We start from the raw sequence: 12,023 nt of genomic DNA on the forward strand, positions 1-12,023 counted from the left end.
AGGAGGCTACTATTATGCAATATGAAGGTGGACAATATGATGTTATTGTCATTGGAGCGGGTCATGCAGGATGTGAAGCGGCGCTTGCTTCTGCGCGTATGGGTGCTAAAACGTTAACGTTGACCATCAACTTAGACATGGTGGCGTTTATGCCCTGCAACCCTTCTGTAGGCGGTCCTGCAAAAGGTATTGTCGTACGTGAAATTGATGCTCTTGGCGGAGAAATGGGTAGAAATATCGATAAAACGCATATTCAAATGAGAATGTTAAACACAGGAAAAGGTCCGGCCGTTCGAGCACTTAGAGCTCAAGCAGATAAATTTGCTTATCAGCATGAAATGAAAAAAACGTTAGAAAACGAAGAAAACCTAACGCTTATGCAAGGCATGGTAGAACAGTTAATCGTAGAAGATGGTGTATGTACGGGTGTTGTCACTCAAACGGGAGCTGTGTATAAAGCTAAAACAGTGGTTATTACGACAGGAACATTCTTACGCGGGGAAATTATTTTAGGTGAACTAAAATATTCAAGCGGTCCTAACAATCAACAACCGGCTATTAAGCTTTCTGAACACTTAGAGGAGTTAGGACTGGACATGGTCCGTTTTAAAACAGGAACTCCACCTCGTGTTAATAGCTCAACTATCGATTACAGCAAAACGGAGATTCAGCCTGGAGATGATGTGCCTCGTGCTTTCTCATACGAAACAACACAGTATATTACAGATCAATTGCCTTGCTGGTTAACATATACAAGTGAACAAACGCATCAAATTATTGATGACAACCTCCACTTATCTCCTATGTATTCTGGGATGATCAAAGGTACTGGACCACGCTACTGTCCATCTATTGAAGATAAGGTTGTGCGCTTTAATGATAAACCGCGCCACCAAATTTTCTTAGAGCCAGAAGGACGAAATACGCAAGAAGTATATGTTCAAGGACTATCAACAAGCCTTCCTGAGCACGTACAGCGTCAAATGCTTGCGACAATTCCTGGTCTTGAAAAAGTCCAAATGATGCGTGCGGGCTATGCTATTGAATATGATGCAATTGTTCCGACTCAGTTATGGCCAACGCTTGAAACGAAAAAAATTAAAAATCTTTATACGGCTGGACAAATTAACGGAACATCTGGTTATGAAGAAGCTGCAGGCCAAGGTCTTCTTGCTGGAATTAACGCAGGAAGAAGAGCGCTGGAACAAGAAGAAGTCATCTTAGGACGTTCTGATGCTTACATCGGTGTATTGGTGGATGATTTAGTAACAAAAGGAACAAATGAACCGTATCGTCTGCTAACATCCCGTGCAGAATATCGTTTATTGCTTCGTCACGACAACGCTGATTTACGCCTTACTGAAATTGGTCGTGAACTAGGATTAATCAGCGATGAGCGCTATGCTAAATTTGAACAAAAGAAAGCGGAAATCGAGCAAGAGAAGAAACGTCTTTTCTCCTTTATTATTAAGCCGAATGAAGCTGTTCAACAACTGATTAAAGAAGCTGGCGGCAGCGAATTAAAAGATGGCATTCGTGCGACAGATTTACTTCGCCGCCCTGAAATGACATATACTCATATTCATCAATTAGCACCAGCTGATGAGACGGTAGATCCTGAAGTAGCTGAACAAGTAGAAATTCAGGTGAAATACGAAGGATATATTCAGAAATCACTTCAACAAGTTGAACGCTTGAAGAAGTTAGAAAACAAAAAGATTCCTGATTATATCGATTATGATGCAATTAACGGTCTAGCTACAGAAGCACGTCAAAAATTAAATCAAGTGCGTCCACTAACGGTAGCACAAGCTTCACGTATTTCTGGAGTCAACCCAGCTGATATTTCAATCTTGCTTGTTTATATTGAACAAGGGCGCATCGCTAAAGTATCAAATGATTAAAACTCTTAGGCGCGAAGAAAGGGAAACTCAATGAATATTCAACAGTTTCAACAGCTATTAGAAGAAAAGGGAATTTCTCTTTCTTCTAAACAGCTGAATCAATTTGAAAAGTATTATCAAGTTTTAGTGGAATGGAACGAAAAAATGAATTTAACTGCTATCACTGATCACGGTGAAGTATATGAAAAGCATTTTTACGATTCTATTTCAGCTGCTTTTTTTCAAGACTTTACAGAAATTGAATCCATGTGTGATGTAGGTGCAGGAGCGGGATTTCCAAGTATTCCGATCAAAATTTGCTTCCCGCATTTGCATGTAACAATCGTTGATTCGTTACAAAAGCGTATTACGTTTTTAACGCATCTTGTAAATGAGCTTGAACTAGACAATGTCACACTATGTCATGATCGAGCTGAAACATTTGGTAAAAAAGAAACGATTCGCGAGTCATTCGATCTTGTAACAGCAAGAGCTGTGGCACGTATCTCGGTTCTTAATGAATTTTGCTTACCGCTTGTTAAAGAACAAGGACGCTTTTTAGCAATGAAAGGTGCTTCTGCCCCTGAGGAATTAAAAAATGGGGAAAAATCATTTCAAGTATTAGGTGGAAGAGTGAAGTCGATTGAACATTTCCAATTGCCTTTGGAGCAAAGTGAACGTTACATTATTTTAATAGATAAAATAAAGAAAACGCCTAAAAAATATCCTAGAAAACCTGGTACTCCAGTTAAGCTTCCATTAGAGTAGGTGGTAAATAGATAGAGAAGAAAATGTTTCATATGAAACATTTTCTTCTCTATATTTTCTGTTTAGAAAGCAGGATATGATTAAAAAACATCGAATTAGTTTAAGGCGGGATTTTCCTGAAGGTGGTGTGGGACTATGAAATCTGCTTTTTCACGTTTTTTTAATTTAAAAGAAAAAGATGAGGATATTCATGTAGAGATTGAAACTGTCCAAGATGAAAATGTCGAAAAAGTTTTAAGAGATGAAGTAAAACAAATTAAAGTTTCAAGTATTATTCCGAATCGTTATCAGCCGCGTACTGTGTTTAATGAAGCAAAAATTGAAGAGCTAGCTCTTACTATTCATACACACGGTATTATTCAACCTATTGTGGTTCGACCGACTGAGGGCGAAGAATACGAATTAATTGCTGGAGAACGCCGGTGGAGAGCTGTACAAAGCTTAGGTTGGGATACGGTTCCTGCAATTGTGAAACATTTTAACGATACAGAAACGGCCTCTGTGGCTTTAATAGAAAACTTACAACGTGAAGAGCTAACGGCTGTCGAAGAAGCACTAGCCTACGCAAAGTTAATTGAGTTACATAATCTTACCCAAGAGGCATTAGCTCAACGTTTAGGAAAAGGCCAATCCACAATTGCAAACAAACTTCGTTTGTTAAAGCTTCCTGTTGAAATACAAGAAGCAATCAAACAAAAATTGATTACAGAGCGACATGCAAGAGCGCTCATTCCCCTCAAAAATCAAGAAAAACAACTTCAAGTATTAGCTGAGATTATTGAAAAACAATTAAATGTAAAACAAACGGAAGATCGAGTAGTTAAATTGTTAGAAACGCAGGTTAAAAGGCCAAAAGCAAAAAGAAAAGCGTTTAGTAAAGATACGCGTATCGCAATGAATACAATTCGTCAATCGTTGACAATGGTTAGTGACAGCGGTATTTCATTAAACACGGAAGAAGAAGAGTTTGATGAATATTTTCAGTTTACTATTAAGATTCCGAAAAAATAAAGAAATAGCCCTCATCTTTTTTGATGAGGCTTTTTTATCAAAGTTTTTCGTCAGAAAATTCAATGAACAATTAAACTGTCTGGACAAATGGGATGGAAATGAAAGTAGGTGACAACATGGGGAAAATTGTGGCAGTTGCGAATCAAAAAGGCGGAGTTGGAAAAACAACAACCGCTGTTAATTTAGGAGCTTGTTTAGCTGAACAAGGAAAAAAGGTTCTACTTGTAGACGGAGATCCCCAGGGTAACGCTACGAGTGGAGTTGGCATAGATAAAGCAGATGTAGATGAATGTATCTATAATGTAATCGTGGAAGATATGGAAGCCAAAAACGTTGTGCGTTCAACAGCCGTCGAAAATTTATCAATCATTCCCGCGACCATTCAATTAGCTGGTGCAGAAATTGAATTAGTGTCGACTATTTCACGTGAAGTTCGACTTAAGAGAGCTTTAGAAACGGTGAAAGATCACTTTGATTATGTTATTATTGATTGTCCCCCTTCTCTTGGTTTACTGACATTAAATGCGTTAACTGCAGCTGATTCTGTTTTAATACCTGTACAGTGTGAATATTATGCGCTTGAAGGATTAAGTCAATTGCTAAATACGGTTAGATTAGTCCAAAAACATTTGAATAATCAACTGCGTATCGAAGGTGTATTGCTGACTATGCTTGACGCACGTACAAATTTAGGACTGCAGGTAACAGCAGAAGTGAAGAAGTACTTTCAGGATCGCGTTTATCAAACGATTATTCCTCGAAATGTTCGTTTGAGCGAAGCACCTAGTCATGGTGAACCAATTATCTTATATGATGCAAGATCTAGAGGGGCCGCAGTTTATACGGAACTTGCAAAGGAAGTGATTTATAATGGCGAAAGGATTAGGGAAAGGAATTAATGCCTTATTTTCAGGCTTAGATGCACAGGCTGATGATTCAATTCAGGAAGTTGCTATTCACGAACTCAGACCCAACCCCTATCAACCACGTAAAACGTTTAATAAAGAAGCAATTAATGAGTTAAAGCAATCCATTTTACATCATGGCATCTTACAGCCTATTGTAGCTCGCAAAAGCATTAAAGGCTATGAAATCTTAGCAGGTGAAAGACGATTTAGAGCTGCTAAAGAAGCCGACCTTGCTACTGTTCCTGTCATTATAAAAGACTTTTCAGAAAAGCAAATGATGGAACTAGCTTTGTTGGAGAATTTACAGCGTGAAGATTTGACGCCAATTGAAGAAGCAACCGCTTATCAATTGCTTATGGATAAGCTCGATATGACACAGGAGCAACTTGCTACACGACTAGGAAAAAGCCGACCTCATATTGCTAACTATGTTCGCCTCTTGCAACTGCCTGAGGAAATTCAAACCCTCATTTCTACTAATGAATTGTCTATGGGACACGGGCGTACGCTAGTCGGTTTAAAAAATAAAGCTCTTCTACCTAAAGTAGTCGAAAAAATACGCAAGGAACAGTTGAATGTCAGGCAGCTAGAGGCTTATATTGCCCACTTAAATAAAGCCGTTCCACGTGAAACATCAAAAACTAAAAAAGATAAAGATTTATTTATAAAACAAAGTGAAACACAGCTCCGTGAGCGTTTTGGTACCTCCGTTCACATTACACAAAGCAAGAAAAAAGGGAAAATTGAAATCGAATTTTTCTCTAAAGAAGATTTAAACCGTCTTCTCGAATTATTTAATGATCTTTCTCAAACCAATAAATCTTCTGTATAAAAAAGGTTGTCCTAGTTTTAGGACAACCTTTTTTATTGTTTATAGTGTCTTACAGTTTGGTAAACCGGAGAAGCATTAAACTCTTTCTCTCGTTCGGTGTGCACAGTCTCAATGCTTTTCGCAATTAAATCGGCAATGCACATAACGAGATGAAGCCTCGTATTTTGCAAGACGAAAAACTCCATAAATCCGCTCACGTTGACAACTCCTGTTATATGAATATCTCCGACTGGCGGCAATTCTTTATTAACTCCTGCTCCTGGTTTAACGGGTCCTACTCCAAGTGATGCAGAGCCTACGCTTTTCATACGACCTAAACAAGCATCAATTCCAATAATAAAAGGATTTGGGAAAAGCTTTTGAATATGCTTTAACGTTTCTTTCAAATTAACAGCATGAACAGGCTCTTCTAACGTTCCAAAAATGTGAAAAGATGAAACTTTTCTTTCATTCAGTTTCGTTCCGACTAATGGACCCAATGAGTCCCCAGTTGAACGGTCCGTTCCAATACATACAAAAACAATTGGTCTGTCTTTCTGTGCTGGAAGTAAAGATAGTAACTGTGTACTCAGCTTCTTTATAGCAGATTCTTCATCATGAAATACGCGGGTTGAATGTTGTGTCTTCTCAAAGAAGGGAGATTTTAAATTCATAGGGTCCACTCCTTATACATAATAGTAACAGTATACGAAGATTTTGAAGATTCTATACATATATTTCATGGATTGGGGGAAAATCGATGTGGAGAGCAGGATGTAAATGGATATTCTTAATTATGGGAACCATGATAGGCGCTGGATATGCTTCAGGGAGAGAGCTATGGCAGTTTTTTGGCGAAGAAAGCGGACTTGCTATTTTTCTATTTTCTATTATTTTTGCGATTTCTTGCAATGTGATTATGCAAATCAGCTATCGTTACCGAACCAATCAATTTTATCCAGTGCTCATTGAATTAATAGGAAAGAGATGGGCTGCAGCTTACGATGTTTTAATCGTTTTTTATTTATTTACGACAACTGTGATTATGATCGCGGGCGGTGGGGCGACATTGGAAATGTGGCATGTTCCTTACTGGTGGGGAATTGGCGCTCTTAGTACGTTTATCGTCTTTGTTTTTTCGAGAGGATTAAATGGGCTTCTTTCTATCAATTCTTTTGTTATGCCAATCTTAATGATTGGACTAGCTGGCGTACTTCTTACATTTGTTTTACGTCATCCTGGAGTAACTGATTGGCATCTTCAGCATAATTGGCCTGCTGCTTTTACCTTTACGGCTTTAAATATCCTCCCTCTTGTGGCGGTATTATCTACAATTGGAAAGGAAATTAAAAGCAAAAAAGAGATTTATATTGCAAGTATTGGCAGTGGTTTTTTATTAGGGGGGCTTTCCTTTATTTATAATGAATCGCTTATTCAAGTTTCAGGCCTTCTTTCTTCTTATGAAATTCCATTATTCGCTATTCTTAAAGACTTTCCTTATACGATGCTGTTTTTAATGAGCATTGTTTTGCTCATTGCAATTTATACAACAGCCGTATCGGGAATCTTAGGACTGACCGCGCGTTTTCATACCGAAAAGGTGCAATCTCTTTGGAAACTGGCAGCCTGCTGGCTACTTTTAATGATTCCTTTTACAAAGTTAGGTTTTTCTACTTTGATTGCCGTTTTATATCCAATGTATGGAATCGTCAATTTATTTTTAGTAACAGCCGTTCTATTGTATCCATTTCGAAATCGCTACAAAAGTTCGTAGAAACTTGCTACAATAGATTAAAACTTTCTCGTATGTAGATTATGTTACGATAGGAGCTACATGTAGTATGAATTCGTTGAAGTCAGTTTTTAAGAACGTGTTTGAGCCATTTTTTCAAGAAGAAACGTGGGCACATATTGGAGAGGGATTTATAAAAATTCTGTTGATTCTGCTTATTTCCATGTTTTTAATTCGAATTGGAAAGAAAGCGTTAAATAAATTTGTAGAGGTTCGCACAAATAGCCCTCTGCGTATTTCTGAGCGACGAGAAGCTACGATGGTCCGTTTGCTTCAGAATATTTTTTCTTATGCTATTTATTTCGTTGCGGGAGTTATGATTTTAGAAACATTATCCGTAGATGTCCGTGGATTGCTAGCGGGGGCTGGAATCGTAGGGCTCGCGGTAGGGTTTGGTGCTCAAAACTTAGTGAAAGACATCATCACTGGTTTTTTTATTATCTTTGAAGATCAGTTCTCCGTTGGCGATTATGTTCGAGTAGGAACATTTGAGGGAACTGTGGAGGAAATTGGGTTGCGTACAACAAAGATTAAGAGTTGGACAGGCGAAATTAATATTTTGCCCAATGGCAGTATTGTGGAGGTCACTAATTTTTCTTTACATAACAGCGTAGCTTTCGTTGATGTAAGCATTTCTTATGAAGAAAACATACAAAAAGCAGAACAAGTGATCTTAGACCTGTTAGAAGAATTGCCAAGTCGCTATGAAGATATGGTTAAAACGCCTGAATTGCTGGGCGTTCAAAATATCCATGCAACTGAAGTCACAATGAGGATTACAAGCGAAGTAAAACCAATGAGACATTTCCATATTTCTCGTATGATTCGTAAAGAAGTGCGTACAAGGCTAAATGAACATGGCATTGAAGTTCCATTTCCTCGTATGGTTATGTATAATCGTACAGAAGAAGCACAGCATTCGTCGACGTTGAAAGGGACATAAGGAGGAGAGAGCTGATGACGGAAAAAGAATTTGGTTTAAATGACGTTGTGGAAATGAAAAAACCTCATCCTTGCGGTACAAATGAATGGAAAATCATTCGAATGGGAATGGATATCCGTATTAAATGTGAAGGCTGCGGCCATAGCGTAATGATTCCAAGACGTGATTTTGCACGTAAAATGAAAAAAATTCTTGTAAAGCATGAGGAATAACCTCATGCATTTTCTATGTTTATGCCTTATACTGTAAGGTGGGACAAAATGAAGCACCCTAACGCCATGCGGCTAAAGGTTCTTTATCAAACTTGTATTTCAAAAGTTGACTCACTATAATTGTGACAGGTTAACTTGTTTCGGATATATAAAGAGGAGTGAATAAATATATGGCTTTAACAGCTGGAATTGTTGGTCTTCCTAACGTTGGAAAATCAACATTATTTAATGCAATTACACAAGCGGGCGCAGAATCTGCGAACTACCCTTTCTGTACGATTGATCCTAACGTAGGTATTGTAGAAGTACCTGATCATCGTCTTCAAAAACTTACAGAGCTTGTAAAACCTAAAAAAACAATTCCAACAGCATTTGAATTCACAGATATCGCTGGAATCGTAAAGGGTGCTAGTAAAGGTGAAGGACTGGGAAATAAATTCTTATCTCATATTCGAGAAGTAGATGCAATTTGTCACGTTGTGCGTTGTTTTGAAGATGAAAATATCACGCACGTTTCAGGAAAAGTAGATCCTATTTCAGATATTGAAACAATTAATTTAGAGTTGATTTTAGCAGATTTAGAAACGGTAGAGAAGCGTATTGGCCGTGTTCAAAAAATGGCTAAACAAAAAGATAAAGAAGCAATGTATGAATACGAAATTCTAGAGAAACTAAAGAATGCATTTGAAAGTGATCAGCCAGCTCGTGCTGTATCGTTTACAGAAGAACAAATGAAATTAGTAAAACAATTTCATTTGCTAACGATCAAACCTATTCTTTATGTAGCGAACGTTTCTGAAGATGAAGTAGCCGATGCATCTGCTAACGAATATGTAGCAAAAGTGCGTGAGTATGCGGGAAGTGAAGGTGCAGAAGTAATTGTTGTTTGCGCACGCATTGAATCTGAAATTGCTGAGCTTGAAGGAGAAGAAAAAGCAATGTTCCTTGAAGAACTAGGCATTGAACAGTCAGGTCTAGATCAGCTTGTACGTGCAGCGTACGATTTACTTGGATTAGCTACGTACTTTACAGCTGGTGAGCAAGAAGTACGCGCGTGGACGTTTACACAAGGTATGAAAGCTCCTGAGTGTGCAGGTATTATTCACACAGATTTTGAACGTGGATTTATTCGTGCAGAAACGGTGTCATACGAGGATTTATTAGCTGCTAAAACAATGGGAGCGGCTCGTGAAGCTGGAAAAGTACGTTTAGAGGGAAAAGAATACATCGTAAAAGATGGAGACGTTATGCATTTCCGCTTTAACGTATAAGATTAAAAGCCGAAAGAAGATATCTTCTTTCGGCTTTTGTCGTTGGCGAAAATATTAGCGTATATTTACGAAACAGCCCGCAATGCATATTGCTTTGCCTATGGTAGTGTGCTATAATTTTAATTCGTGAGTAATATTTTATTGCTCCTTGCCCGTTTCGGGCCGTTAGACCAAAAGGAGGTGACAGTGATGAGAAAGTATGAAGTAATGTACATCATCCGTCCAAGCATTGATGACGAAGCAAAGAAAGCATTAGTTGAGCGCTTCAACGGCGTATTAACTGATAATGGTGCTGAAATCGCAAATGTTAAAGAATGGGGTAAACGTCGTTTAGCATACGAAATCAATGATTTCCGTGACGGTTACTACATGATTCTTGACGTGGCGGCTACTTCAGAAGCAGTTTCTGAATTTGATCGTCTTGCGAAAATCAACGAAGACATTATCCGTCATATCGTTGTTAAACAAGAAGCATAATTAAACGTTTAAATAAATGGGTTTTATTTCCTTAAGGAGTGGTTCTGATGATGAATCGCGTAATTCTCGTAGGACGCTTAACCAAAGATCCTGAATTACGTTATACCCCGAGTGGAGCAGCGGTTGCAACATTCACTTTAGCGGTAAACCGCACATTTACAAATCAGCAAGGTGAACGTGAAGCTGACTTCATCAACTGTGTTGTATGGCGTCGTCAGGCTGAAAATGCAGCGAATTTCCTTAAAAAAGGAAGCTTAGCTGGTGTTGATGGTCGACTACAATCTCGCAGTTACGAAGGACAAGACGGTCGTCGCGTATACGTAACGGAAGTTGTAGCGGAAAGTGTGCAATTTTTAGAGCCGAAAAGTGGCGGTGGGGATACGCAACGCAGTAACTTTGCTAACACTGGAGGATCTGGACAAGGCTCTCCATTTGGAGATAATCAGAACCGTAACTCAGGTAATCAAGGTTATACTCGCGTTGATGATGATCCATTTGCAAATAATGGCGAGACAATTGACATTTCAGATGACGATTTACCGTTTTAATTCGCAGTAGATTATCCGGAGTATAAAATTTTATAGAAACTTTTAAGCGGAAGGAGGCGTATCAAAATGGCAGGTGGACGTAAAGGTGGACGCAACAGACGTCGTAAAGTTTGTTTCTTCACAGCAAACGGCATCACTCACATCGATTACAAAGATGTAGATATGCTTAAAAAATTCGTTTCAGAGCGTGGTAAAATTTTACCTCGTCGTGTAACTGGAACAAGCGCTAAATACCAACGTAAATTAACGATCGCTATCAAACGCGCTCGTCAAATGGCATTATTACCATATGTTTCTGGTGAATAATGAACGGTATAAAAAGAGGCAGTAAGGATTTCCTTACTGCCTCTTTTTACATTACATAGGTGCTCTTTTGTCAAATAGTTGCTTCTTATGAACTGAATCGATAAAATAAATAATAGTCTATGTCAACGAGGTGAAGTTGTGAAAGGAATTCGATATATTACAGAAGGAGCAGCTCTTTTAGCGCTGTTTGTGGCGCTGTTGCTTTTTTCACTATACATACCTGTTGTGGGAACCATTTTTCAACTAGCGCTAGCTGTTCCATTTATTGTGTATACCGTTCGTCATGGGTGGAAAAAGGCAATATTATTTTTAGTAGTAGGGTTGTTATTGACTTTGTTATTTGGAAATGTGTTGACTCTTCCTTTTACACTTGTATTTGGTATTGGTGGATTAGCAATAGGAATGCTTTACCGACAAAAACAAAAAAGGTATACCATTTTACTAGGCGGCACGGTTGCATTTAGTTTAGGTTTACTTTTATTGTTCGTAGGAGCAAATGTCATTTTTAATGTTAATTTAATGGAGCAAATAAATAATGCTTTAGATCAATCGATTAATCAAAGTATTGAAATGATGAAAAGTTTAGGACAAGACGTTAAGGAATCTCAAATTGACCAAATGAGAGATGCGTTTGATATGTTTAAAAATCTGTTGCCTCTATTAATTGTTATGGGCGGAGTTATTCTGGCCTTTTTCTCTCAGCTTATTGCTACGCCTATTCTTAAAAGAACAGGTTATGAGGTGCAAGCATTCCCGCCTTTTCGTGAATTGAAACTTCCTAAAAGTATTCTATGGTATTATTTGATTGCGTTAATCTTATCTTTCCCATCTTTTAATATTGAACAAGGTACATTTATGTACGTAGCTATTATCAACATCGTGATGGGACTGCAAATGCTAGTAGTGTTACAAGGGATCTCTTTTATTTTCTATTTCTCGTATCAAAAAGGGTATGCCAAAGCAATTCCAATTGTTGTAACAATTTTAGCATTAATTATTCCAATTATCCTTCAAATTGTGCGCATCTTAGGTATAATTGATTTAGGATTTAATTTAAGAAAACAATTAGACACAAAAAAGTAGATATTGTGGA

The 12,023-nt window shown here is 38.1% G+C and carries 14 protein-coding genes; 13 read left to right on the forward strand and 1 reads right to left on the reverse strand.

Annotation, left to right across the window (positions count from 1 at the left end; all coding sequences use genetic code 11):
* Nucleotides 1-14 precede the first annotated feature (14 nt).
* The 5 genes from mnmG (at nucleotide 15) to ACOZIR_RS25850 (ending at nucleotide 5,402) form a co-directional block, all read left to right on the forward strand.
* On the forward strand, nucleotides 15-1,904 hold the full coding sequence (gene mnmG / locus ACOZIR_RS25830; RefSeq protein ID WP_013059925.1) for a tRNA uridine-5-carboxymethylaminomethyl(34) synthesis enzyme MnmG: 1,890 nt from the start codon (nucleotides 15-17) through the stop codon (nucleotides 1,902-1,904).
* A 30-nt stretch (nucleotides 1,905-1,934) separates the two neighbouring features.
* The gene (rsmG, locus tag ACOZIR_RS25835) at nucleotides 1,935-2,651 is read left to right on the forward strand and encodes a 16S rRNA (guanine(527)-N(7))-methyltransferase RsmG (protein ID WP_045295506.1); all 717 of its coding nucleotides are present in this window, start codon (nucleotides 1,935-1,937) and stop codon (nucleotides 2,649-2,651) included.
* Nucleotides 2,652-2,786: 135 nt separating this feature from the next.
* A complete protein-coding gene (gene noc, locus ACOZIR_RS25840) occupies nucleotides 2,787-3,662 on the forward strand; it encodes a nucleoid occlusion protein (protein ID WP_045295507.1) in 876 nt (291 codons plus the stop codon).
* Between the two features lie 116 nt (nucleotides 3,663-3,778).
* The gene (locus tag ACOZIR_RS25845; protein WP_028409764.1) at nucleotides 3,779-4,561 is read left to right on the forward strand and encodes a ParA family protein; all 783 of its coding nucleotides are present in this window, start codon (nucleotides 3,779-3,781) and stop codon (nucleotides 4,559-4,561) included.
* Entirely contained in the window at nucleotides 4,533-5,402 is an 870-nt protein-coding gene (locus ACOZIR_RS25850; RefSeq protein WP_013059921.1) for a ParB/RepB/Spo0J family partition protein, read from the forward strand. The genes ACOZIR_RS25845 and ACOZIR_RS25850 overlap by 29 nt, the downstream gene beginning before the upstream one ends.
* A gap of 32 nt (nucleotides 5,403-5,434) precedes the next feature.
* On the opposite strand, the gene yyaC is transcribed toward ACOZIR_RS25850, so the two are convergent.
* Nucleotides 5,435-6,055, reverse strand: coding sequence for a spore protease YyaC (gene yyaC / locus ACOZIR_RS25855; RefSeq protein ID WP_045293922.1), 621 nt, complete (start codon nucleotides 6,053-6,055; stop codon nucleotides 5,435-5,437).
* 86 nt (nucleotides 6,056-6,141) lie between these two features.
* Here yyaC and ACOZIR_RS25860 point away from each other — a divergent pair, with 86 nt between their 5' ends.
* From ACOZIR_RS25860 to ACOZIR_RS25895, 8 genes are all read left to right on the forward strand, one after another.
* Nucleotides 6,142-7,155, forward strand: a complete 1,014-nt coding sequence (locus ACOZIR_RS25860) for a membrane protein (RefSeq protein WP_045293921.1) — start codon at nucleotides 6,142-6,144, stop codon at nucleotides 7,153-7,155.
* 67 nt (nucleotides 7,156-7,222) lie between these two features.
* Complete coding sequence (locus tag ACOZIR_RS25865; RefSeq protein WP_028409761.1) at nucleotides 7,223-8,116, forward strand: mechanosensitive ion channel family protein; 894 nt, start codon at nucleotides 7,223-7,225, stop codon at nucleotides 8,114-8,116.
* A 14-nt stretch (nucleotides 8,117-8,130) separates the two neighbouring features.
* Nucleotides 8,131-8,328, forward strand: a complete 198-nt coding sequence (locus ACOZIR_RS25870; protein ID WP_013059917.1) for a DUF951 domain-containing protein — start codon at nucleotides 8,131-8,133, stop codon at nucleotides 8,326-8,328.
* Nucleotides 8,329-8,498: 170 nt separating this feature from the next.
* Complete coding sequence (gene ychF / locus ACOZIR_RS25875) at nucleotides 8,499-9,599, forward strand: redox-regulated ATPase YchF (RefSeq protein WP_045293920.1); 1,101 nt, start codon at nucleotides 8,499-8,501, stop codon at nucleotides 9,597-9,599.
* A 189-nt stretch (nucleotides 9,600-9,788) separates the two neighbouring features.
* On the forward strand, nucleotides 9,789-10,076 hold the full coding sequence (gene rpsF / locus ACOZIR_RS25880) for a 30S ribosomal protein S6 (protein WP_013059915.1): 288 nt from the start codon (nucleotides 9,789-9,791) through the stop codon (nucleotides 10,074-10,076).
* A gap of 47 nt (nucleotides 10,077-10,123) precedes the next feature.
* Nucleotides 10,124-10,624, forward strand: a complete 501-nt coding sequence (gene ssb, locus ACOZIR_RS25885) for a single-stranded DNA-binding protein (protein WP_013059914.1) — start codon at nucleotides 10,124-10,126, stop codon at nucleotides 10,622-10,624.
* Between the two features lie 66 nt (nucleotides 10,625-10,690).
* Entirely contained in the window at nucleotides 10,691-10,930 is a 240-nt protein-coding gene (gene rpsR / locus ACOZIR_RS25890; RefSeq protein ID WP_013059913.1) for a 30S ribosomal protein S18, read from the forward strand.
* Between the two features lie 138 nt (nucleotides 10,931-11,068).
* A complete protein-coding gene (locus ACOZIR_RS25895; RefSeq protein ID WP_045293919.1) occupies nucleotides 11,069-12,013 on the forward strand; it encodes a YybS family protein in 945 nt (314 codons plus the stop codon).
* Nucleotides 12,014-12,023: the final 10 nt, after the last annotated feature.

The sequence above is a fragment of the Priestia sp. D3YE.R1 genome, assembly GCF_049199565.1.
GTDB lineage: Bacteria > Bacillota > Bacilli > Bacillales > Bacillaceae_H > Priestia > Priestia aryabhattai.

Excerpts from the sequence above, each read along its gene's own strand:
- mnmG (WP_013059925.1), top strand. The coding sequence starts at position 15 with ATGCAATATGAAGGTGGACAATATGATGTTATTGTCATTGGAGCGGGT.
- rsmG (WP_045295506.1), top strand. The coding sequence starts at position 1,935 with ATGAATATTCAACAGTTTCAACAGCTATTAGAAGAAAAGGGAATTTCT.
- noc (WP_045295507.1), top strand. The coding sequence starts at position 2,787 with ATGAAATCTGCTTTTTCACGTTTTTTTAATTTAAAAGAAAAAGATGAG.
- ACOZIR_RS25845 (WP_028409764.1), top strand. The coding sequence starts at position 3,779 with ATGGGGAAAATTGTGGCAGTTGCGAATCAAAAAGGCGGAGTTGGAAAA.
- ACOZIR_RS25850 (WP_013059921.1), top strand. The coding sequence starts at position 4,533 with ATGGCGAAAGGATTAGGGAAAGGAATTAATGCCTTATTTTCAGGCTTA.
- yyaC (WP_045293922.1), bottom strand. The coding sequence starts at position 6,055 with ATGAATTTAAAATCTCCCTTCTTTGAGAAGACACAACATTCAACCCGC.
- ACOZIR_RS25860 (WP_045293921.1), top strand. The coding sequence starts at position 6,142 with ATGTGGAGAGCAGGATGTAAATGGATATTCTTAATTATGGGAACCATG.
- ACOZIR_RS25865 (WP_028409761.1), top strand. The coding sequence starts at position 7,223 with ATGAATTCGTTGAAGTCAGTTTTTAAGAACGTGTTTGAGCCATTTTTT.
- ACOZIR_RS25870 (WP_013059917.1), top strand. The coding sequence starts at position 8,131 with ATGACGGAAAAAGAATTTGGTTTAAATGACGTTGTGGAAATGAAAAAA.
- ychF (WP_045293920.1), top strand. The coding sequence starts at position 8,499 with ATGGCTTTAACAGCTGGAATTGTTGGTCTTCCTAACGTTGGAAAATCA.
- rpsF (WP_013059915.1), top strand. The coding sequence starts at position 9,789 with ATGAGAAAGTATGAAGTAATGTACATCATCCGTCCAAGCATTGATGAC.
- ssb (WP_013059914.1), top strand. The coding sequence starts at position 10,124 with ATGATGAATCGCGTAATTCTCGTAGGACGCTTAACCAAAGATCCTGAA.
- rpsR (WP_013059913.1), top strand. The coding sequence starts at position 10,691 with ATGGCAGGTGGACGTAAAGGTGGACGCAACAGACGTCGTAAAGTTTGT.